This window comes from Acinetobacter sp. UBA3461, from assembly GCF_002381195.1.
Lineage (GTDB): Bacteria > Pseudomonadota > Gammaproteobacteria > Pseudomonadales > Moraxellaceae > Acinetobacter > Acinetobacter schindleri.
Genome location: NZ_DFRO01000004.1, coordinates 41,094 through 63,216, shown reverse-complemented (window position 1 = coordinate 63,216; position 22,123 = coordinate 41,094). Strand labels below are relative to the sequence as shown.

The following is a 22,123-nucleotide window of genomic DNA, read 5'->3' as shown; positions in this document are numbered from 1 at the left end:
GTCATCGCCAGCTCATTATTCCAAAACACCCCCTGTCAAATGACAGGGGGTGTTTTTTTATGCGTGGGAAAAATAGGTGGGTTTAAAGTATTTGATAGGCTTGGTTTAGTTTCAGCTATCGTATATAAATTATTAAAACTTAAAAAATTATAAAAAGGGATAAGTGTGTTTGATGTATTTGCACAACTTTGTGGTGGAATAGGTTTATTCCTGCTCGGCATGACCTTGATGACCGACGGCCTGAAGGATATTGCAGGTGAATCTCTGAGACAATGGTTAGGTAGATTTACGGGTTCTCCTTTAAAAGCGATGAGCTCAGGTATTATCTTTACCTTGATTGTGCAGTCTTCAACAGCGACAACACTTGCTACTATTGGTTTTGTAAGTGCAGGAATACTAACTTTTGCTCAATCTGTTGGCGTGATTATCGGTGCAAATATTGGTACCACTAGTACTGGCTGGATGGTAGCACTGCTTGGTGTCAAATTCTCGATTGGAAAATTCGCTTTACCCTTAATTGCAGCGGGTTCATTACTCAAGATCTTAGCTCAGGGTCGGCTAGCTTTGACTGGGCTTGTAATTGCGGGATTTGGTCTGATTTTCTTTGGAATTGAGTTATTGCAGGTGGCAATGTCTAGCCTGGCAAATCGTATAGATCTTTCTATATTTAGCACCCAAAACTTTTTCTCAAAATTATTATTAGTCTTGATTGGCTTGGTGATGACGGTAATTTTACAGTCATCTAGTGCCGCAATTACGACGACAATTACTGCATTGGCAAGCCAGATTATTCAGCTAGAACAGGCACTTTTGCTGGTTATTGGTCAAAATATTGGTACTGTAGCTACGGCAGTCTTGGCGGCAATTGGGGCGAATAGCAATGCACAAAGAACGGCTGCAGTACATGTGATTTTTAATCTGAGCAGTGCAACTTTTGCCTTCCTGATATTAATTCCATTTTTTCTCTGGTTATCCCACGAAGGTCACTTGCTGGCTTCCTGGGATTCTGTAGTAATTGTTGCAGCTTTTCATACGGCATTTAGTTTATGTGGGGCTGTATTATTAATGCCTTTCATCGAACAGTTTAAGCATTTTTTGACTTGGCTCATTCCTACTGATGAGGACAGTTTAATTCAGTCTCTGGATGAGTCGAGTCTTTCAGTACCCGCAGTCGCAGTTGCGAATGCTGAACATGTCATTGATCAGACGATATGGCAACAATATGGTTGGTTTATTGCAGCATTTAAAGATGGGCAGATGGTTGCAGCCAATCAACTTAAACAACAAGATCAACTTATTGTGAAGCTCAAACAATATTTAGCTCAAATTACCGTGTCTGAAAATACCGAAGAGCAAGCACATTTATTGGCCTTACTCAGGAAAGTGGTCTATCTCAATGTATTCCGTAGTGATCTTGAACAATTATCCTATAGTTTGGATATACGGACTCAGCCTGCTTTATATCAGGTTATATTGGATTTTGTTGAAATTTTTGATAATTATTGGAAGGAAGCTTCAGATTTAAAGGATTATGATAAAACTTGCATGTTACAAAATGAACTGATTCTGCTGGAACAATGGACGAAACAACATCATGCTGAACTTCGTGAAAAGATTAATCAGTATGCTTCTAGCAATCAATTGAGTGCTGCCAGAACCTTAGAATTACTTGCAGCACATCGCTGGCTGGATCGGTTTATTTCCCATAGCCAGCGCTTTGTAAATGTATTAAATGAAAATGCACTCAATACTGATCAGCTAACTGACGACGCGCATGCTTGAGTGCAGTACGTAAGCCCTCTTCTAGAGTCGGATGATAGAACGGTTTTTCTAGGATCTGATCAATTGTCACTCCTTCACCTATTAACCAGGCAAGAAGATGAGCTAGATGTTCTGCCTGTGCACAAAATAGTTCTGCACCCAAAAGTTTACGCGTAGACCTGTCTACATATATTTCAGCACCACCCATATTGGTAGCTTCCACCCGCGCTCGGCCCTGTCTTTCATAAGAAACAAAACCTGTAACGAAATCAGTTTTTGCTTTTTGTAATTGCTGATAATTTTTTCCAATAATAGCCATTTCAGGCTGACTGAACACAATCGCCAAAGGGGTAAGTTTTGGAATTGCTTGTACATCTGGATAATTTAGGCAATTTTTAACGATTTTTTTACCTGCATATGCAGCTTCATGCTGAATTGGAGCATCAGGAGCTGCATCACCAATAATAAAAATTGGATAGTTAGCTAATTGTTTTGTAGAAAGATCAATTGGAAGATTTTTGATGTCTGTATATGAAGGATCGATTTTTTCCAGTTCGAGTTGATCAAGGTTGCTGCTTCTTCCAGTTGCCGTTAATACATAGTCAACCTTTAAAGTTTCTGGTTGATCATTTTGCTTAAATTTTATCTGGACTTGATCACCTTGTCGGATCATCTCATCAGGAACAGTTTTAAATTTAATCTCAAGTTCTGAACTGAGTTGTTGTTGAGCAAGTTCCTGAAGCACCGGACTTGTAAGAGAACCGACTTTTTGACTACGGGCAAATATAGTGGTCTTGACTCCTAAGCGTTGCATGGCTTGTGCAAGCTCAATGGCAATAACTCCGCTACCAATCACTGCAAGTGACTCAGGTAGGGTAGGAAGCTCAAAAACTTCATTAGAGCTAAGCAGTCGCTCACCAAGTACTTCTTTTTGTTTTGAATCGATATTTGGTCGTGAGCCTACAGCCAAAATAAAACTTTTAGCTTGATAATATTGTCCATCTACTTCTACGGTTTGGGCATCTACAAATTTGGCATGACCTGAAATTTTATGTTTTGGATTCCATTGATTGACTTCTTTAAGGGTGGCTTGAGTAAAGAAATCACGTAATTCACGAACACGTGACATGACATTGTTCGGGGTAACTTCACTATCAATATTTAAAGCTAAATCATGTGCATGCTGAATCAGGTGCATACGATTGGCTGAAGCAATTAAAACTTTACTTGGCATACATCCGACGCGTGCACAGGTCGTATCCCAAGGGCCAGCATTAATGATCAGAATATTATCCGTATGTTTGATTGCTTCTTTGTAGGCTGTAATGCCTGCTGTGCCTGCGCCAATGATGATGAGGTCGTACATTTTTGATTTTTCCCATTCTTATATTTAGATAAACTAGCATACAAAACATTTAGCTTACCTTTGTTTACATAAAGCTATAACTATGATTACATATCGACTAATTAAAAATTGATTAATAACAAACTCTAATTTTAGGGAACTCTGGGGAATTGCATGATTACTAAACAGTTCGGTACAAAATTATCAGCGCTTGCTTTAGCTCTTTTGTTAATAGGTTGTGGCGGCGGTGGCAGTGATGGTTATTATAATACGGGTCCAAAACCTGGAACTGATGATCCTGAAAAACCTGTAATCGAACCAGATGAGGAAATAGTTGAAGAACAACCTATCATAGAAATTTCTTCAGCAGAGTCTACGTTAAATCCAAATGGTGGTGATTTTGAAGTAACTGTCCGTCTTACAGATAATAACGGTGGAGGCATATCAGGAAAAGAAGTTACTTTATTCTTAGATCAAGCTGCTAGAAATAATGGTTTAACAAATAAAGAGATAGCTGTAAAAAGCACTGATGCCAATGGATATGCTACTTATAATTTGAGTTTGAAAAAGCCTTTAAGTAATACAGTTATTAATGACCTTATTTCTAATGGCGTAAATATATCTGCAATTTATACCACTGCTGATAAAAATCAGTTAATACATAGTATTAATCTTAAATTAGCAAATAATGATACTGAGGAAGCTTTACCTCAATATAATTTACGCCTTAATTCGAATAAAAAAATAGCTAATGTAAAAGGTGATAATGTCATTATTGAAGCTCAAGTTATTAATTTGAATGGTGCAGTAATACCGAACCAGGAAGTAAATTTAAAAGTTCTAGACGCTAAAAACAACTTTGTAATTTTAACTAATGACAAAGTTACAACAAATAATTTGGGTATCGCACAGTTTGAAATCGCAATTCCTTCTAATTTGACGGACCAGCAACGTAATTTTTTACTTGACAATCATATAACAGTTGAAGCAACAGTAACGGATGTAAATGATGTAGTGTTTACTCAAGCATACCCAATTACTGTAACTGATTCAGAAGGTAGCCAAGTCAAACCTAATATTACCTTTGGTCGAACGAATAAGCTTGCTGCTATTGGGCAATTAGATTATCAAGAACAGATGTCTGTACGAGTCGTAGATTCAGATGGTAATCCAATTAAGGACACTGCATTTACGATTAATATGCAAGTTGTTAAAAAAGAATCTGGTCACTTTGCTTTGGCTGAAGAGTTTGAAGCTGAGCTAGCAGCAGATAAGGCACAATTAACGACAAATATTTCTACTAAAAATACAGAAATTAGCGGTTTAAACTCTAGAAAGTCAGCTCTCGAATACAAGAAACTAAACGATGCTGAGAATTTTACATTAACTGAGCAAAATGAATTAGACCTTTTACCTGGTCGTATCCAAATTGCAAACACGGAACTTAGCGAATTAACACAGAAGAAAGCAAGATTAGATGCTTATAAGTTACCGTCAAGGGTTCAATATTCATGTTCTGCTCAAAAAGATGATAATTCAATTGCCACTAAGCTAAGTGGTGATAAATTAACGAATATTGGTAATAACTATACAGCAACAACTAATGCAGATGGCGAGTTTAAGTTTAATATCACATATTTTAAATCATATGCAGGTTGGCAGGTTGTACGCTTTAATGTAAAACCTAAAGATACGAATGTTTCTTATAATATGTCATATGATTATCCATTAGGTATCTTAAAGACAGATTTTGATTCTAAAGAAGGGGAACCATTTGATATGAGCCCTTATAACCAAAATAATTTAGTATCACCTTGTCCTACTTTCAAGCCTTGGTCACATATACTTTAATCTTGAAACTGAAAAAAAACAGCGCCTCGGCGCTGTTTTTTTATGGGAACTAAAATTTAAAAATTAAATCGAAGTTCCCACACTCACCCCCACAGTCGGTCGAACATTCATTGAACTACAACCAAAAAAACTCAAGCTTAAACAGATGACAAGTAAAACTTTATTCATGAATTAATCCTTGTTCCTTTGCCTTGTGATATAAGGCAGCAGAGCGTGTACCACTACGGCAAACCATCAAGATTGGCTTTGGCAACTCATTGTAATACTTTGCAAATTCCTCAATATTTTCTTGAGTGATTTGTCCACTGATCACAGGTTGATAAATTACACTCACTTGAGACTTTTCAGCAATTGAACGCAAGTGACTGACTGTTACGGCATTTCCAGCTTCTTGATCCGGACGATTGACGATCACAGATTTAAAGCCTTGTTGCATTAACTGCTGAAATTTATCTGAGGTCATTTGACCCGTCACACTGACACTGGAGGTAAGCTGACGACTTAATTCACTATTTGCAAAACACAGTGTTGTATACGCAAGACTCACAGCGAATACCACACTTTTTAAAACAGACTTAGTCATCCAACAAGTCCATTTGTTTTGCAATTTGATATAAATTGTTTGAACGGTTGCCCGTACGACAGAACATCAATAATGGTTTTGGTAACTCATTGTAGTGATTTGCAAAGGTGCGTACGTCGAGTTCAGTGATTTGACCTGCTACTACAGGTTGATGAACATAATCGAGACCCGCTGCACGCGCCGCTTCTTCAATTTGTGCGCTAGTGGGTTGGTCTGGACCACCTTCCATATCTGGACGATTATTGATAATTGATTTAAAGCCTTTTTCGACCACTTGAGAAATATGTTCTGGTCCGATTTGACCTGCAAAACCTACATTTTCGCTCATGATGTCACTCCATCATTTGATTTATATCGATATGCTTTATGATAGCATTAAGCACAAATATCAGCTGAAAGATCTGAAATTTTTATAAACGATTACAACCATGAAATAACGCAACGGAGCGCGTATGCATGTATATACAGTTGAACCACTGTATGTCAAAAGCGGTCAAGATGTCATTGCTGCCGATTTTTATCGCCCCAAGAATATACAAAAACCAGCAGTTATTTTAATGGCACATGGTCTGGCTGCCTTACGTCATTTTGAACTGGTCAAATATGCCCAACGTTTTGCAGCAGCAGGTTATGCCGTCATTTTGTTTGATTATCGCTACTGGGGTGGAAGTACCGGACGACCACGAGAACTGGTTTCAATTAAAGCCCAGCTTGAAGACTGGCGAACCATGATTGCTCACGTTAAAGCACGTAAATCCGTGGATGCTAAACGTATTGTACTCTGGGGAACGAGTTTGAGTGGCGGATATGTACTAACACTTGCCGCAGAATCCAAAGATGTACAGGCCATTATGGTCCAAGTCCCATTTGTAGATGGTGCGGAAAGTGCCAAGTTGTATCCTTTACAGCAGCTGCCTAAAGCGCTGAAAATTTCCAGTCAAGATTATATGGGCTCTAAAGTCGGAATGGCTCCACGGACTTTACCCGTCGTGGCCCAGAATGAACTCTGTTTCTTGCCAACACCCGATAGCTACGAAGGTTATTTGTCAATCGTTCATCCAGACCATTACTGGAGCGGAGAAATACCAGCCCGGGTATTCTTTAAACTGATCCGCTATCGACCGATTCAGGATGTGCGTAAAATTACAGTACCGGTTCTGTTTATCGCTGCGCAACAGGATAGCCTGATTCCGATTGAGTCTAGCCGTGAAACGGTAACCAATATCGCACCATTTGCCCAATATCATGAGTGGAATATGCAACATTTCGATATATATCATGGTGAATGGTTTGAAAAAGCAATTTCGACCCAATTAGAATTCTTACATCAATATATTGGAGTTCGTTAGATGATCATTGTATGTCCGTCATGTCAGGCCAAAAACCGTGTGCCTGAAGATAAACTCACCGCGAGTCCTGCATGTGGCCAGTGTCATCAGGGCCTGATTCCACTTGCACCGATTGAACTGAATGAACAGAATTTTAGCCAGTTCGTGACTGGTAGTGATTTACCGATTCTGATCGATCTCTGGGCGGACTGGTGTGGTCCGTGCAAAATGATGGCTCCGCATTTTGCAACGGTAGCGCAGCAGTATCCAAATGTGGTATTTGCCAAAATTGATACGGAAGCGAACCCAAGACTCAGTGCTGCATTTAATGTTCGTAGTATTCCGACACTAGTTTTGATGAATAAAACTGATGAAATTGCTAGAATAAGTGGCGCACTCAGAGCACCACAGCTACAACAGTGGTTGGATCAGCATTTGAATGCCAAATCTTAATACCCAGGCCTGGAGTTAACGTGTCAGATTCTCATGTACAACCAGAGGGAATTCTTTCCCTACAGACGATTGCAATGCCAGCAGATACCAACTGGAGCGGTGACGTATTCGGTGGATGGATTGTTTCACAAATGGACTTGGCCGGTGCAATTCACGCAGAACGTTTTTCTAAGGGACGTTGTGCGACAATTTCGATTAATCAGATGACTTTTCTGGTGCCAGTAAAAGTCGGTGATGTGATCAGCTGTTATACCAAGATTCTGAAGGTGGGGAATACCTCGATTCAAATGCAAATTGAAGTATGGGACAGTCACGATGATTCCCGTCCCCCTGTACGTGTTACTGAAGGGGTATTTACCTTTGTTGCCGTGGATGTCAAAGGCAATAAGCGCCTGATTCCGGATGAAGCAAAACAAAAGTTCATTGATGCTCAACAAGCGAATTGATGAATGCAAAAACCAGACGATATGTCTGGTTTTTTATTTTTGAAAAATTAAATCATAAAATCTTGATTTTAAAACTTGTCCTGATTTTAAAGCTAAAGATCAAATCCTATTAAGCTCAGAAGGGTATGGTAGTCATCATCTCTATAAATAATAAGAATGCTTTAACTCGATCCCAATTTAATTAGTACAGATTATTAAAATATTAAGAAGCAACTCTATTTTTAAGTTGCGATTTTGCGATCCAAGCCCAGAGCATTTCACACTGAATCGGTGCTTCGCCGGATTCATCTGTTATGACGACCTGCACCAATGTTTCGCCTTTATCTGTACTTTGCATCAATTGCTGCTGTTCATTAGTCAGAGTGGCTATAGCACGCATTGCCCCCTGGGTAGGGCGTTTATAATCAATTTTGATACTTTTAATGAGGACGACTGCAGAATCAGGCACGTTCATTGCGGTGACAAATCCCGTGGCTGTTTCTGCAAGCAGTGCCATGGCACAGGCATGAACCTGACCAATATGGTTCTGCATAGCCTTATGATTGGCCATGCTGACCATGACCTGATCATGACTCACCTGTTCATAGCGAATTCGGGCAGAACCGACCATCGGCACCACACGTCCAAAGGTTTTACTCAGCAGTGCAGTACGAATGCCTTGAGGAAGTCGTGAACTTGCTTTTACCAGTTTGGAGAGTCGATTGCTTTTGGCCATGGTTCTATTATCCGAAAATAGACTGTCTTAGTCTTTAAAGTTGTTGAACTGTAAAGGCACACCAAATTGCTGTTCTTTGAGGAACGCCATAATTTGTTGCAAAGTATCGCGTTTTTTATCGGTCACACGAATCTTGTCGCCTTGGATAGAAGACTGCGCTTTAATGCCACTTTCTTTAATGGCTTTATTAATTTTTTTTGCGGTATCTGAGTCAAGACCGTCTTTCAGTTTAATCACCTGGATATAATTTTTACCTGAAGGTGCACCTTTTTGTGGATCAAGCGCCTGAATATCTACTTTACGTTTAAAGAAGTGATTTTCTAACATGCTATAAACTTGTTCACACTGGAAATCACTTTCAGTCTTGATTTTGATTTCTTTATTTTTTTCGTTCAGCTCGATTGAAACGTCCTGACCACGGAAGTCAAAACGGGTCGCAATTTCTTTTTGCGTGTTTTGAACTGCATGGTTTACTTCAAAAATTTCTAATTCAGAAACAATATCGAAAGAAGGCATAGTTTAGACCTTTACAAATGGAAAGAATATCTGAGATGCTAGGGATGTTTTCTTCATTTGCCAAGTGTTGTTTACATCAAAGGAGTGCGCAATGATCCGTAAACAAGAAATTACAACATTTGAGTTCCCAGAAGGTGCCGTAATCTGGGATGTACGTGATTCTAATGCTTTTGCTGAAGCACATATTAAGGGTGCGGTAAACCAGCCCATTAACGATCTTTCAGCAGATAGCCTTACTCAAGTGTCCACGGATCAGCCGATTTATATCCTGTGTGGTGGAGGCAGTAAAGCCCCTCGTGCTGCTGAAAAACTAGAGGGTTTTGACAGCTCTCGTGAATATGTCATCCTGATGGGTGGTACACGTGCTGCCCGTGATGCAGGCTTGCCGCTGGAACAGGGTGCCTGATTAAGCTTTAAAAAAGAAAAAAGCGCCGTCAGGCGCTTTTTTCTTGGCTAAATTTCTTCAATGGTCCCCTTTGAAAAAGGTAAGCCATATATGGCGCAAGAGCGGGTAAATTCGTCCTATAAATCCTTCCTTTGCGGAACAGTGTTCCTCACCCTTTAATAAAGGGAAGGGCTTTAGCACTAAGGTTTAAAATAAGGCTTCTTGGTTTTGATTTTATTTTCAAAGCGTTTGACATCCAGTTTCTTCACTAGATTTGTGGATGCAGGACAAGCCTCTCTTAGAATCTGTGCAGCCAAAATTTCACTGCACAATGGAGCAAATAGAAAGCCTTTGGAACCTAAGCCAGCCAGACTATAGATTTCCTGATCTGATTTAAGTTTTCCAAGCAAGGGGAAATAATCTTTGCTCTGGGCACGAACCGAAGCACGACCTTTCCATTCACGGACATCAGCTAAATCCTGTGCATACTCGGGAAATACTGAATGGATCAGTTCACGGTTATGGATATGATCTTCTTCCAATACCTCAGTATCGTCACGATTCAGGCAGAATGAAGCACCGAGCAGTAAATGCTGTTCATCAAACTGGATACAGTAACCGCCGTAGCTATAGGCAATATTCGGATCGAGTGGTTGATCGCTATTTTTGAGCCAACTGACTTGTCCACGAATGGGTTTAAGTTCAGGATGCTCTTCAAGCAGCTGTGGCGTATTTAATGCGGTACAGACGATGACATGATCAAACTGGCCGAGTGAGCTATCACCATCAAATAATTCTGGACATGAGTGTGGTTCAATTCGGCTAATTTGGGCCTGGATATAGCGAATATTGCTATGTTGCAGGATTTCATCACGCAACTGATGAGGCGATACAGCTCCTGCCTGTAACACCGCCAATGCTGGATACTTCGCTGTTAAAGACTGCTGATCCTGATCAGGGACTTCTAGAATACCATCAGGATACTCATCAGCCAGAGCCAACAGGTTTTCTGGATTTTTCAATGCCAGCTGCTGAACCTGAATCGCGCGAAAGGCTTTAAACTGTGCATAATGATTTAAGGCGTGTTGCCAAGCCTGGGTCATTAAATGTTCAGCGCTTTGTGCAATCGGTGACAGTTTCGGATTGAGTAGCGCTAATGGATTACCAGAACTACCGGAAAGTGGTGCTGTTTGATCAAATAGGCTGACTTGATGACCACGTAGAGCAAAAGCCCAGGCTGTACTTAAACCGGCAATACCAGCACCAATGACAGCGATCTGACGTGCCTGACATTTCAACTCTTTATTGAGCGAAGTGTTTTTTTGAATATGATGTTCAGGAATTTCTGTTACTGGCTCTACAAATGCAGGCGGATTCCAGATGGCTTTCAGCATTTCACGTTTATGACCAAAGCCACGTGGACGTGAAATCGAAATACCATGATTTCTAAGACCGCGTTTCAGTACCCCTGCGACACTAAAAGAGGCAAAGGTAGTGCCATAATCCGAGAGTCGAACAATATTGTTCAGGACATTCTCTTCCCACATATCCGGATTACAGGAAGGCGCAAAACCGTCCAGGAACCAGGCATTTACTGGCGCAGTTTTTTCAATGACTGGAAAGACATCATGTGCATCACCTAGCCATAAATCCAGAGAAAAACGTTCTTCAGGAAAACTGAGGCGATGACAGCCAGCGATTGGGAGTGGATATTGGGAAATTAGCTGATCTGCAAGGGGTTTTAGTTCCGGCCAGGCATTTAAAGCACGAATCAGATCATCTTTTGATAGAGGAAATTTTTCTACTGAAATGGCATGCAGATGGCTCCGGTTATCTGGACGAACCTGTTGCCACAGTTGCCATAAGGCCAGAATATTGAGTCCTGTACCAAAGCCCGTTTCCCCTACACAAAAATATTCAAAAGGTTTGAGATCCGCGAGCCGGGTACCGAGATCATTACCATTTAAAAACACATGGCGTGTTTCAAGCAGACCATTGTCCTTGGAAAAATAAACATCACCGAACTGTTTGGAAACTGGCACGTCAATGCCATCTACCAGCTGCCAATCGAGATCGGCAGTTTGAATTGCATGAGACAAAACGGATACAACCTTCAATACGTCAGGAGAGGGAATAGCTTACCACTGACGACGGCGTTTGGTATAAACATAACTCGCGATCAGGAAGCCAAGTAGTACCCCAACTGCCAATGTCGCAGCACCGTAGAGAAACATTTGTGCACTACGTTCACTTTGTAGCACCTGCACCTGAACGCCGAGATTATCGTTTTTCAGCTGTAGTTCCTGATTCTGGGTCAATGCTTCAAGGTTGGCTTTTTCCAGTTGTTGCAGACGTGTCGCCTGATCTTTGACCAAAGCCTTCACTTTGGCATCTTGCTGAGCTTTGTTCTGTGCAATATCTTCTGCAGTCAGGGGCTTGGCAGCAGGATTTTGAACAAGAGGATTATTCGAAGCAGCCACTGGCATGATGCCAGGTTTATTGGCAGGCAGTGTTTGCGGTGGCATATTGGCTACCGCGGGTTGCACAGTTGCTGGTGTATTTTGCGCTGGGGCAGCAGATTCCGCTGCCGATGTTGCTTCAACTGCCCAGGCAGTTGTACAGGCAAAAGATAAACCGATTAAACTGGCAATTACAGCGTGCATGAACCTTATCCTTGTGGGAATGCTTTATTGAATGGTTTGACGTCAATATGCGCATAGACGCCTTCTTTTAAGAATGGCTCTTCCTGTAACCATTCCTCCAATGCTTCACGGCTGTCAAAGTCCACAATGATGGTGCTGCCATAAAAACCTGCTTGAGGATTACCTGGTTCTTTTGGCATCGCGCCGGCAACGATTAAACGACCTTCATCATTTAATTTTTGCAGACGTGCAAGATGTTGAGGACGAATCGCAAGGCGTTTTTCGACAGTACCTTCCTGATCGGTACAGCTGACAACAAATAATGGCATGGCAGTTCTCGATGACTTAGTCTAACTTTTATTCAGCAGTTTTAAAGTATTTGCGCAATACAATGAACTGAATAATGATAAAGGAAAACATCACGATCATGTCACCAAATGCAGTAAATTCTCCCCAATATTTTCCATCCATAAAGATATAGGCAAAGAAGCAATGCAAGAAAGACATCACCGCAAACATTGCTGCCCAAGCATAGTTGAGCTTAAACCAGCCTTTTTCAGTTAAATTAAACACCGGTCCAAACAGACGCTGGATTAATGGTTTTTTATCTTTACTGAACCATGGTGAAAGCAGGAATACGCCAGCAAAGACCAGATTTAGCAAGACAGCTTTTAAGCGGATATAGAAATCATCACTGAGTATTAAGGTGATTCCACCGAAGATCACCGTCATGAACAATACGATCCATTGCTGTTTGTCCAGACGGAATTTCTGTGAAACAAATAACGCGCCATAGACCACTAACATGGAAATGATCAGACCTGTGGTTGCCACAAGAATATTGTTATTGTCGACACCGCCTGCGGAGCCAATCAGCTGGAGTAATGGATGGTTGGTGTCTTTAGGATCTACTGTCTTATATAAATAAAAGAAAATAATGAGTGGCACAAAGTCTAAAAGTGCTTTCATGTTAGAGTATCTAAATCTGATCAAATAAATGTCATAGTATAGAGATGCACGGCGTAGATTTACATACACACAGCAATATTTCTGATGGAACCTTAAGTCCACAGCAGCTGGTTGAGGCCGCGGCAGCGAGCTTTATCCATACGCTGGCCTTGACTGATCATGACACCATGGACGGTTTAGAGCTGGCGCGTGAAGCCGCGAAAGATCACGAAATTAAGATCATTTCTGGCGTAGAAATCTCCAGTCAATGGTCACGTCCGGCCACCAAGAAGAATTATGGCGTGCATATTGTGGCGTTAGATGTTCAAAATCCTGAACCATTGCAACAGGCTTTAGAACAGCAAAAACGGATTCGCGCTGAACGCTCAAAAAAGATTTGTGATCTACTGATACCATTGATTGGACAAGATATTTATCCAGATGTAGTCGCTAAGGTCGATAATATTCCAGACCGTGTCACGCGAACCCATATTGCCAAAACACTGGTTGAAAAGGGGATCGTCACCCGTCCACAACAGGCTTTTGATAAATATATCAAGGAAGGCAAGAAAGCTTATGTGAAGTTTGATGGACTGGGACTGGAAGAAACCATTCAGGTGATTCATGCCAGTGGTGGTTTTGCAGTCCTAGCGCACCCCACCCGTTATGATCTGTCTGCGACCAACATCCGTTACCTGATAGAAATTTTTGCTAGGTTCGGTGGTGACGCCGTTGAGCTGCCACCCGCAGTTGATCCGGCTTCTACCCGGCAGATGGTAGATCGGATGATTGCTGAACATGGGCTAAAAGTATCTGTAGGCAGTGATTATCATGGGGACAATATGCCCTGGATTAAGCTCGGCCATATTCCAACAGTTAAAGACGGGCAAGTGGGCATCTGGGAAAGTTTTCGGTAACAGGCGTCAGGCTTCAATAAATGGAGACTGCTTTTGCTGCTGGATTTTTATGCCTAGAAGGCAGGCCAAAGCCAAGCTCAGTAATGCCAGTTGCCAAGTTGTTGTAATCGCTGCCATCAGTAATAATGCTGCAATAAGCGTATAGTTCAGTAAATTGCGATAAAGAAAAGGATGGTTCCGGGAAATTACCGCCTGCTGGATGTCTGGATGATGTTTGAATTCTCGATAGCGTAGAAAATCGATCAAATTCGCGAGTGCCAGTTCCAGTTTGTCAAAATGCACAGCCTTGCAGGACACCCGATAGTACTTACCATAGTTGGTACTCAGCTTAAGCGTATAAGTTGGAGAGTCATCTTCACGACTCGCCTGAATATGTACAATTCTCGGTAAGTCCAGCATGAGTCGGCTGGGAATATGGTCGAAGTAAATCCGTCCGCGGAGCGGTGTCGCGATATAGTACTGCAAATGCTGAAAATTTTGATCTCCATCATGTGCATACAGTTGAACAATCCAGCGTGTACGCCTCAGATAATAGACCAGAACCTGCTGGCCGATGAGCGCATCACTTGGTTGAACATGGATATCCAGATACGATTCTGTGTTAAACAGCTGATTCAGATCGACATTAAACCATTGTGGGGCTTCATGATCATTGATCTTTAATAGGAGTTGCTGCTGTTTGCCTAGCCGGGTCGTGTGAATCTGACGTTGGCCCATAATTGTAGCATCTGAGCTGCGTAAGGCTCTTTCACGGATATCCTGAGCCAGCCTCGAATCAATCAGGTATTGCTGAATCAGAAAAGGAAATCTGAAATATTGTTTCTGGTCATAGCTTAGACCAAACACCAGTATGAAACTGATGAGAAGCAGTAAAATCCAGTACTGTTCTAATCCAGTGAATAAAATATCTTGCCAGGCCAATACACAGCCAAATGCGAACACGACCCCGCTACCAAGCAGTAAAGCCACTAAAGTTGCACCCAGACGCGTCACCGGTTGCGGTGTATAATGATGAATCCGTTGCTTGATATTCATGAGATCTTATTTTTTATTGTTTCATTATTTTAATTTTGAATTGAATATATGAGCTGCGTTCAGCTGTAATCGTATTTCTTATAATAGATTATGATCTTGGGCCTGAATAGGTGGTGGGGTTGGTTTGCCTAAAGTACCCAATAGTTCAATTTCAATGGTACGTACCATTGAATCAAGGGGTAAGTCATTGCTTTGCGTACCAAAAGGTTCTTCAATTTCTGAACTGAGCGCATCCAGTCCCAAGAAAGTATAAGCCAAAATTCCGACCAGCAGCGGTGTCACCATTCCAAGGGTCGAACCCAGACTAAATGGCAGCATAAAGCAGAAAAAATATACGGTACGATTCAGCAAGACTGAATAGGCGAAAGGTAGTGGTGTGGTGGCAATCCGATCACAACCTGTCTGTACAATACTCAACTCAGCTACATGCTGGTTCATCTGCGCATAAATGATGTCTGAAATTTCGCCTTCTTTCAGGGCCTGCATAAATTCCCATTGAATCAGACTGAGGGTGTACTGTGGGGCATTGGCCTGTTGATAGAGCTGTTGCAGGGCTTGAGGACTCATGCCACTGGTCTGTACCAGTTCGGTTGGATTGGCAGTCTGATGCCGCAAACGATCGCGCAGTACATTGGCAAAGACAATTACATGCTGGATGACCCGCTCACGGCGTGCCTGCGTCAACATACGGCAGTCTCGGTCAAAATGACGTGCATTGGCAATCAGGATCCCCCAGAGCTTACGCGCTTCCCACCAGCGCTCATAGGCGGCAGAGTTCTTGAAACCAAGGAAAATTGACAGTACTACTCCGATCAGGGTAAAACCGACCAAGGGTAATTCCGGTAAATGTAAATAATTGGTATAGGATAGCCCGCCAATAATGGCAGAAATGAGCATGACCACGCCTAGAGGCGGCAGTACCTTAGGTAAAATCGTTCCCCGCCATGAAAATAATACTTTAAAGATACTAGGTTGGTCACGTACGATCATTTATTGGAATCATCACAATTTTTTTCATGATCTTGTTGAGTTGTGCCTGCTTTGTCAAGTGCTATCGTTCAGGGTTTTAGCGTATTGATGAGTTGCTGTTCTGCAAAGGAAAAACTGCCTTCCCGGGCAATAATACAGTGATCAATCAGGCGGATTTCGACCAGGCGACAGGCTTTTGCAATCTGCTGGGTGAGTTCAAGATCTGCTGCGGAAGGTCGAGGCTGACCGAGTGGATGATTATGGGCAATCACAATCGATGTTGCCTGTTGCTGAATGGCATGGCGTAGTAACTGATTAATCGAAATCTCACATGAATTAATCGAGCCATAAAACATTTTTTTAAAGCTGATCTTTCTTAACCCGGCATCCAGACACAATACAGCAAAGACTTCCTGAGTTTCTCCCAGCAGTTCAAAGCGCAGATAGTCCATAATTTTGCGGGAATGATTCAGTTCCCATGCATCTTGGCGAAGGTGCTCGGCAATATAGCGCCGTCCCAGTTCCTTAACAGCCATCAGCTGGGTAAATTTACTGACACCCATCCCGTGAAACTGGCCGATCTCTTGCAGTGAGGCATCCAAAAGAGTACTTAAATGACCAAAATGCTGAATCAGAAGTCGAGCCAGTTCCACTGCGGAATGCCGCTGGGAACCTGAGCGCAGGAAAATTGCCAGCAATTCGGCATCGGAGAGGCTTTGTGGGCCTGACTGTAACAGGCGTTCGCGTGGACGTTCCTGTTCAGGCCAGTGTTTAATCGAAAATTGCATATTTATTAGACTTATTTATTATTAATTATTGTTTTTCACACAAGAAGGTCTCTTGGGCATGATGTTATTTAATGCTATTGTGAGCGCCACTGCAACAGAAAGGTAGCCTGTTTGTGAGCTTCGACGTAAGTGTAATTCCTCATAAAAATATTATTTTAGCTGTGACAGGCGGTATTGCTGCCTATAAAAGTGCAATTCTGGTCCGTCGTCTGAAAGATGCCGGTTTTAATGTTCGTGTGGTCATGACTCAAGGCGCACAGGCCTTTATCACGCCGCTGACGTTCCAGGCACTGTCGGGTAATCCTGTCCATACTGAATTACTGGATCCAGAAGCTGAAGCAGGCATGGGGCATATTGAACTGGCACGCTGGGCGGACCTGTTACTGGTCGCCCCAGCAAGCTGCGATACTTTGGCCAAATTCGCTGCCGGTCTGGCCGATGATTTGCTCAGTACACTTTATCTGGCGACCAACGCACCGGTCTGGGTAGCACCAGCGATGAATCAGCAGATGTGGGCAGCCAAGCCGACGCAACGTAACTTGGCCACTTTGATTGAAGATGGCGTGCATGTGATTATGCCGGATGCAGGTTCACAGGCCTGTGGCGATGTAGGTTTAGGCCGTATGCCGGAACCGGAAGATCTGGCACGTCAGGTAACCGAGTATTTCCATAAGGCGCAACGAGCGATTGCAGAAAAATTTGGTCAGCTTGCGGGTAAGCGCGTCACGATTACAGCAGGTCCAACGCGTGAAGCGATTGACCCGGTTCGTTATATTTCCAATCACAGTACCGGGAAAATGGGTTTTGCCTTGGCGGCAGCTTGTTATGCCGCTGGTGCGGATGTAACGCTGATTGCAGGACCAGTGACGTTGGATACGCCAAATGGCGTGAAACGTAAAAACGTCAGCTCAGCCGTGAAAATGCTGGATGAAAGTCTGTATATGCTAGAACAGGGCTGTGATATTTTCATTGCTACCGCTGCGGTTGCGGATTACCGCGTAGCACAAGTGGCAGAACACAAGATTAAAAAAGCCGGTGATGAGCTGAATGTCGCACTGATCAAAAATCCGGATATCGTTGCAACCATTGCCCAACAGGAAAAACGTCCATTTATGGTTGGCTTTGCCGCAGAAACACGAAATATTGAAGAATATGCAGCTGGCAAACTGGTCGCTAAAAAACTGGATATGATTGCCTGCAATGACGTTTCCCGTGCAGATATTGGCTTTGCCTCAGATGAAAATGCCATGACGGTATTCTTTGCAGAGTCCTATCATATGGAAAAACGTGATCTGGAAAAGGCTTCCAAACAGGAAATTGCCCAGCAACTGGTTGAAGCCATTCATGATGCTCTACATCATGATCCTTCTAAGGATGATGATTTCTAAGTTATTGTATAAAAAAGCCCTGCATAGACAGGGCTTTTTTATTTCTACAGAATTGACTGAATGTTCAAAAGAAAACCAAGTATTTTGACCTTAAAAGACACTTTTGGCTATTTCGTGCCCAGTTTGAAAAAGATAAAATCACCCTATAAGAATCAGAATTTTTTTATTTTCCAGCCTCACTAATTTGAGCACTGGGGGTGGTATGAAAAGAATAAGTCTATTGTTTCTGACCTTGCTATTGTTTTCCTGCAGTTACTTTGTCTCTATTGATGAACTGTCGCGCAATATTCAGTCTCAGATGCAACGTGAATTTAATTCCAGTTTGGATTATCGCCATTACCGGTTAAAAGTCATGGATGTAAAAATCATGGAACGTTCTGGTGATCATTTTCAGGCCATTTCCCAGATACAGTATCAGGGCCAATCTTTTCCAGTTAAGGTCTCTATCCAGAAGGTGGAGCAGGGTTATAGCTGGCAGCTGGAAGATGATGCTTTCGCCTTTATTGATGAAGTTGAAATTCAGCGTTATGAACAGCAGTTACAGGAGGAACTGGCTATGATTTCTGCAGAATTCGAACAAGATGAAGGTTTTGAGGACGAGAAGGTCAATGAGATCAGTGAGGCTGCAACGCGGGAATCCAGGACGACATCACAGCGGGTTGAAGAACCCATTCCTGTGGGAAATATTACCGCTTATACCCAATAAATTCTCTAGTCAAAAAACCTTAATAAAAAAGCACCGGGGAAACGGTGCTTTTTAAATTAAAGATTCTGGGTTTGCTGTTCGAGCAGGTAGTCTTCAGTGCGTTTGATCGCCTCCTGAATATTGAACAAGGCATTTTCTACATCTTTTAAGGTTTTGGCATTACCACCGCTTAATGCCTGACGCCATTTACGCGCACCTGGCAAGTTCTGGAACAAGCCCAGAATATGACGGCTAATAATCGAGAGTGGTGCACCTTCTGCCATACGCTGGGCAATATACGGCATCATTTGTTGCATGATCTCAAAACGATCAGGAGCTTCAAGATTCCAAAGTTGGCCTAACTCGGCCAGTAAATACGGATTGTGATAGGCTTCGCGACCAATCATCACACCATCCACATGTTTTAAGTGTTCAACCGTTTCCGCATAGGTTTTGATCCCTCCATTGATTTCAATCAGCAGTTCCGGACGTTCCTGTTTTAAACGGTAAACATCTTCATAACGTAATGGAGGAACTTCACGATTTTCCTTCGGGGATAGGCCTTGTAACAGGGCAATTCGGGCATGCACGATAAAATTATTACAACCCGTCTTCGCTACGGTATCGACAAAATGCAGCATCTCTTCATAAGACTGCATATCATCAATCCCGATACGATGTTTCACCGTCACCGGAATATCCACGGCATTGCGCATCTCACCAATACATTCTGCGACTAGATCAGGCTCCGCCATCAGGCAGGCTCCAATTTTATTGTTTTGTACCCGGTCACTTGGGCAGCCGACATTCAGGTTGACTTCATTATACCCCCAATCCTGTGCCATTTTACTACAGGTGGCCAAGTCTTTGGGATTAGAGCCACCAAGCTGTAACACAACTGGCTGTTCTTGCTGATTAAAGTCCAGATGACGTTTGGCATCACCATGAATGATGGCACCTGTCGTTACCATCTCGGTATAGAGAATAATATTGGGATTAAACAGACGTGCAAAGAAACGATAATCTTTGGTGGTCCAATCCATCATCGGCGCAACACTGATTCGTGGTTGAAGTTGTTGTTCAATGGTTTTGAGATCAGTCATTCAAAATCACGCCTTAAGTTAGAAATGGAAGAGACAGCACGCCGTTGGGTCTTTGGGCGCTCACCGGCAGTGATACGACCAGTAAAAGAGGGCGCAATATTAGCATAAAAATAATCAGGCTTCATGGCTGAGTACTAGCACTGCAAGAAAGCCTTCTAGGAAATTAAAAAGTATTGAATTCATTCAAATAGATGCAGAGGTTAAGGAATAGTTTACTAAACAGTAAAAGAGTTTAAGATAAAGAAAACAGGATAAAAAAGGAGAAAAATAATGATGTTACTGGAAGAGATTTACAAAACAACAAAAGCTCAGCGTTCAGAATATTTCAATCTGCGTATTCAACGCAGTCTAAGCTGGTTCAGAAAAGCGGTAGAGTTACAGGCCGATTATGATTTTCAGTTTCTGAGCCTGTGGATTGGTCTGAATGCTCTTTATGTACAGGAAAATGAAGATAGTCTTGATCAGCAGGCCTTATCACAATTTCTCCATCTCATCCTTAGCAAGGATCAGGAGAAAAGAATTTCTCAAATTTTATTGGGTCGCTATGAGATTACGCTGCATGCACTATTGAATAATCAATATCTCACTCAGCAATACTGGGACTATCAACACAATAAAATCAGCCAAAATGATTGTCGTGAAATACTGAAGCAACAGAAAATAGAGATTCAAAAAGCAGTGGAACAGCAAGACATAATGAAGCTTTTGCTAGAAGTTTTTAAGCGTTTCACTATTTTAAGGCAACAAATTCTGCAGGGTGGAGTGAGTTATGCTAGTGCTGTATGCCGCAAGCAGATGCAGGAAAGTTGTAGTCTATTTTCAGCCTTGCTGAACACCTTTATCTATATATTGCTGGAACATGCAGCAGTGATGGATTCCGGCAAAGCCTACTATCCAGTGGTTCAAGTAAATTAGATGATCATTAGTTGGTTTTTATACGCGCATGATAAAACTGATCAATCAGGGCAAAGACGGTGGCAGCTAGTGCAAATATGAGTCCAGTTAGGCAGCTCATGCTCCAGCCACCATGATGCCACGCGTATACTCCCGCTGCAGAGCCACAGGCACCTCCAATAAAATACAGGGTCATATAAATAGAGTTAATCCGGGATTTGGCATCCGGACGCAGGCGGAAAATTACATTCTGGTTACAGCTATGGGTAATTGCCAGTCCCAGATTAATTAGCGCATAACCTGCAATATAGCTAATCAAGGATGTACCACCAAAATAAAGAAACAGCCAGCTGCCTGCCAGAATTGAACAACCAATCCAGCTCAGCAGTTTGATATAACCTTGGTCTGCCCATCTCCCAATCACTTGAGTTGATAATGCGCCAAAAACTCCTACTAAAGTGACTAATCCCACCATAACATCTGCCAGATGAAAGGGAGACTGTGTCAATAGCAGGGCAATGGTAGAGAACAGAATACTTATCGCAGCAAAGGCAAAAGCACCGGTAAGGGAACGAAATACCAGTCGTGGTTCTTGGGCCAACAGACTGCCCATAGAGTGGAAAATTCTGGCATAGCTGATTCTGAATTTTGGTAGGGTCGGTAGCTGCCCACGTAAATAGATTCCCAGGAACAGCATCGAGACTGAACTCAGTGCATAGATGACTTTCCAGTGAAGCAAGTCAGAGAGTAAACCGGCAATACTGGTCGACAGCAAAATCCCGACCAATAAACCACTCATCAGGAAGCCAACAACTTCACCAGTTTTTTCCGGTTTAACGGTCATGGCCGCTAAAGGGATTAGTACCTGTGCCGCCACAGAAAATAAACCGGCGATAACCGTCCCTAACCAGAGCATGGGCAAATTGATTGCAGTCGCACAAATCATCAGTCCCAGCGCAGCCCCCCACATCAGGGCAGGAATCAGCTTGGTCTTATTCAGCATGTCACCCAATGGCACGATGAACAGCAGGCCCAGTGCATAAGACACCTGAGCAAAGGTGACGGTCAGGGCGACTTGCGATTCAGGTACCTGATAATATTGCTGAATTGATGAAATCAGAGGCTGACAGTAATAATTCGCCCCAGCACATAGACCACATGCAATTGCCATCAGCCAGAGCAAAGGTTTATTTTGACTGATATCCAGTGCAGGATTCATGACAGCTACCTTATAAGAAGCGGAAGACTATTTTTGATAATGGCATCAAAAAGATGCAAAGATTGCAGGCACTATAGGTCAAAATAGCACATGATAAAAGTAGAAAAATACAACAGAAATTGAAGACAGATCTGGTTATTACCATCTCTGAA

The 22,123-nt window shown here is 42.3% G+C and carries 24 protein-coding genes; 10 read left to right on the top strand and 14 right to left on the bottom strand.

Going from position 1 to position 22,123, the window contains the following annotated elements; translation table 11 throughout:
* The first annotated feature begins 165 nt into the window (after positions 1-165).
* Positions 166-1,782 (top strand): Na/Pi cotransporter family protein, encoded by a 1,617-nt coding sequence (locus tag B3D47_RS01210; RefSeq protein WP_286859512.1) that lies wholly within the window; start codon positions 166-168, stop codon positions 1,780-1,782.
* On the opposite strand, the gene B3D47_RS01205 is transcribed toward B3D47_RS01210, so the two are convergent.
* Positions 1,745-3,127 carry a dihydrolipoyl dehydrogenase gene (locus B3D47_RS01205; protein ID WP_286859511.1) on the bottom strand — a complete coding sequence of 461 codons (1,383 nt, stop codon included), beginning with the start codon at positions 3,125-3,127 and terminating at the stop codon, positions 1,745-1,747. The genes B3D47_RS01210 and B3D47_RS01205 overlap by 38 nt on opposite strands.
* Positions 3,128-3,280: 153 nt before the next feature.
* Here B3D47_RS01205 and B3D47_RS01200 point away from each other — a divergent pair, with 153 nt between their 5' ends.
* Positions 3,281-4,957, top strand: coding sequence for a hypothetical protein (locus B3D47_RS01200; RefSeq protein WP_286859510.1), 1,677 nt, complete (start codon positions 3,281-3,283; stop codon positions 4,955-4,957).
* A gap of 160 nt (positions 4,958-5,117) precedes the next feature.
* Here the strand turns inward: B3D47_RS01200 and B3D47_RS01195 are convergent, their stop codons facing one another.
* Both B3D47_RS01195 and B3D47_RS01190 read right to left on the bottom strand, forming a co-directional pair.
* A complete protein-coding gene (locus B3D47_RS01195) occupies positions 5,118-5,540 on the bottom strand; it encodes a beta-lactamase hydrolase domain-containing protein (RefSeq protein WP_286859508.1) in 423 nt (140 codons plus the stop codon).
* Positions 5,533-5,868, bottom strand: a complete 336-nt coding sequence (locus B3D47_RS01190) for a TIGR01244 family sulfur transferase (RefSeq protein ID WP_253170730.1) — start codon at positions 5,866-5,868, stop codon at positions 5,533-5,535. The genes B3D47_RS01195 and B3D47_RS01190 overlap by 8 nt, the downstream gene beginning before the upstream one ends.
* A gap of 124 nt (positions 5,869-5,992) precedes the next feature.
* Here B3D47_RS01190 and B3D47_RS01185 point away from each other — a divergent pair, with 124 nt between their 5' ends.
* The 3 genes from B3D47_RS01185 (at position 5,993) to B3D47_RS01175 (ending at position 7,767) form a co-directional block, all read left to right on the top strand.
* Positions 5,993-6,889, top strand: a complete 897-nt coding sequence (locus B3D47_RS01185) for an alpha/beta hydrolase (RefSeq protein WP_286859506.1) — start codon at positions 5,993-5,995, stop codon at positions 6,887-6,889.
* Positions 6,890-7,321: a thioredoxin TrxC gene (gene trxC, locus B3D47_RS01180; RefSeq protein WP_005223287.1), complete on the top strand. Its 432-nt coding sequence runs from the start codon at positions 6,890-6,892 to the stop codon at positions 7,319-7,321. It abuts the gene before it with no gap.
* 74 nt (positions 7,322-7,395) lie between these two features.
* On the top strand, positions 7,396-7,767 hold the full coding sequence (locus tag B3D47_RS01175) for an acyl-CoA thioesterase (protein ID WP_218954330.1): 372 nt from the start codon (positions 7,396-7,398) through the stop codon (positions 7,765-7,767).
* Positions 7,768-7,969: 202 nt separating this feature from the next.
* Here B3D47_RS01175 and B3D47_RS01170 read toward each other — a convergent pair whose 3' ends face one another.
* Positions 7,970-8,482 carry a DUF4442 domain-containing protein gene (locus B3D47_RS01170; RefSeq protein ID WP_163164889.1) on the bottom strand — a complete coding sequence of 171 codons (513 nt, stop codon included), beginning with the start codon at positions 8,480-8,482 and terminating at the stop codon, positions 7,970-7,972.
* A gap of 27 nt (positions 8,483-8,509) precedes the next feature.
* Positions 8,510-8,998, bottom strand: a complete 489-nt coding sequence (locus B3D47_RS01165) for a YajQ family cyclic di-GMP-binding protein (RefSeq protein WP_004816006.1) — start codon at positions 8,996-8,998, stop codon at positions 8,510-8,512.
* Positions 8,999-9,089: 91 nt separating this feature from the next.
* Between B3D47_RS01165 and B3D47_RS01160 the strand changes: the two genes are divergently transcribed.
* Positions 9,090-9,404: a rhodanese-like domain-containing protein gene (locus tag B3D47_RS01160; protein ID WP_004816007.1), complete on the top strand. Its 315-nt coding sequence runs from the start codon at positions 9,090-9,092 to the stop codon at positions 9,402-9,404.
* A gap of 179 nt (positions 9,405-9,583) precedes the next feature.
* On the opposite strand, the gene mnmC is transcribed toward B3D47_RS01160, so the two are convergent.
* From mnmC to B3D47_RS01140, 4 genes are read right to left on the bottom strand one after another with little or no spacing between them, the layout of a single operon-like run.
* Positions 9,584-11,482 carry an FAD-dependent 5-carboxymethylaminomethyl-2-thiouridine(34) oxidoreductase MnmC gene (gene mnmC / locus B3D47_RS01155; protein WP_286859504.1) on the bottom strand — a complete coding sequence of 633 codons (1,899 nt, stop codon included), beginning with the start codon at positions 11,480-11,482 and terminating at the stop codon, positions 9,584-9,586.
* 39 nt (positions 11,483-11,521) lie between these two features.
* Complete coding sequence (locus B3D47_RS01150; protein WP_286859502.1) at positions 11,522-12,046, bottom strand: hypothetical protein; 525 nt, start codon at positions 12,044-12,046, stop codon at positions 11,522-11,524.
* Between the two features lie 5 nt (positions 12,047-12,051).
* Positions 12,052-12,354: a YciI family protein gene (locus tag B3D47_RS01145; RefSeq protein ID WP_004816011.1), complete on the bottom strand. Its 303-nt coding sequence runs from the start codon at positions 12,352-12,354 to the stop codon at positions 12,052-12,054.
* A gap of 28 nt (positions 12,355-12,382) precedes the next feature.
* The gene (locus B3D47_RS01140; RefSeq protein WP_004816013.1) at positions 12,383-12,994 is read right to left on the bottom strand and encodes a septation protein IspZ; all 612 of its coding nucleotides are present in this window, start codon (positions 12,992-12,994) and stop codon (positions 12,383-12,385) included.
* Positions 12,995-13,038: 44 nt separating this feature from the next.
* On the opposite strand from B3D47_RS01140, the gene B3D47_RS01135 reads away from it, so the two are divergent.
* Positions 13,039-13,890, top strand: a complete 852-nt coding sequence (locus B3D47_RS01135; protein ID WP_004816015.1) for a PHP domain-containing protein — start codon at positions 13,039-13,041, stop codon at positions 13,888-13,890.
* A 6-nt stretch (positions 13,891-13,896) separates the two neighbouring features.
* Here B3D47_RS01135 and B3D47_RS01130 read toward each other — a convergent pair whose 3' ends face one another.
* The 3 genes from B3D47_RS01130 to radC form a co-directional block, all read right to left on the bottom strand.
* Positions 13,897-14,925, bottom strand: a complete 1,029-nt coding sequence (locus tag B3D47_RS01130; RefSeq protein WP_286859499.1) for a hypothetical protein — start codon at positions 14,923-14,925, stop codon at positions 13,897-13,899.
* Positions 14,926-15,003: 78 nt separating this feature from the next.
* Positions 15,004-15,915 (bottom strand): bestrophin family protein, encoded by a 912-nt coding sequence (locus B3D47_RS01125; RefSeq protein WP_004816019.1) that lies wholly within the window; start codon positions 15,913-15,915, stop codon positions 15,004-15,006.
* Between the two features lie 68 nt (positions 15,916-15,983).
* Positions 15,984-16,682, bottom strand: a complete 699-nt coding sequence (gene radC, locus B3D47_RS01120) for a RadC family protein (protein ID WP_286859497.1) — start codon at positions 16,680-16,682, stop codon at positions 15,984-15,986.
* 113 nt (positions 16,683-16,795) lie between these two features.
* Between radC and coaBC the strand changes: the two genes are divergently transcribed.
* Together coaBC and B3D47_RS01110 are read left to right on the top strand one after the other, a co-directional pair.
* Positions 16,796-18,070, top strand: coding sequence for a bifunctional phosphopantothenoylcysteine decarboxylase/phosphopantothenate--cysteine ligase CoaBC (coaBC, locus tag B3D47_RS01115; RefSeq protein WP_286859495.1), 1,275 nt, complete (start codon positions 16,796-16,798; stop codon positions 18,068-18,070).
* A 202-nt stretch (positions 18,071-18,272) separates the two neighbouring features.
* Complete coding sequence (locus B3D47_RS01110) at positions 18,273-18,776, top strand: hypothetical protein (protein ID WP_286859493.1); 504 nt, start codon at positions 18,273-18,275, stop codon at positions 18,774-18,776.
* A 56-nt stretch (positions 18,777-18,832) separates the two neighbouring features.
* On the opposite strand, the gene dusA is transcribed toward B3D47_RS01110, so the two are convergent.
* The gene (gene dusA, locus B3D47_RS01105) at positions 18,833-19,858 is read right to left on the bottom strand and encodes a tRNA dihydrouridine(20/20a) synthase DusA (RefSeq protein ID WP_004816026.1); all 1,026 of its coding nucleotides are present in this window, start codon (positions 19,856-19,858) and stop codon (positions 18,833-18,835) included.
* Positions 19,859-20,128: 270 nt separating this feature from the next.
* On the opposite strand from dusA, the gene B3D47_RS01100 reads away from it, so the two are divergent.
* The gene (locus tag B3D47_RS01100) at positions 20,129-20,773 is read left to right on the top strand and encodes a hypothetical protein (RefSeq protein WP_180185510.1); all 645 of its coding nucleotides are present in this window, start codon (positions 20,129-20,131) and stop codon (positions 20,771-20,773) included.
* A 7-nt stretch (positions 20,774-20,780) separates the two neighbouring features.
* Here B3D47_RS01100 and B3D47_RS01095 read toward each other — a convergent pair whose 3' ends face one another.
* Positions 20,781-21,971 carry an MFS transporter gene (locus B3D47_RS01095; RefSeq protein WP_286859491.1) on the bottom strand — a complete coding sequence of 397 codons (1,191 nt, stop codon included), beginning with the start codon at positions 21,969-21,971 and terminating at the stop codon, positions 20,781-20,783.
* Between the last annotated feature and the right edge of the window lie 152 nt (positions 21,972-22,123).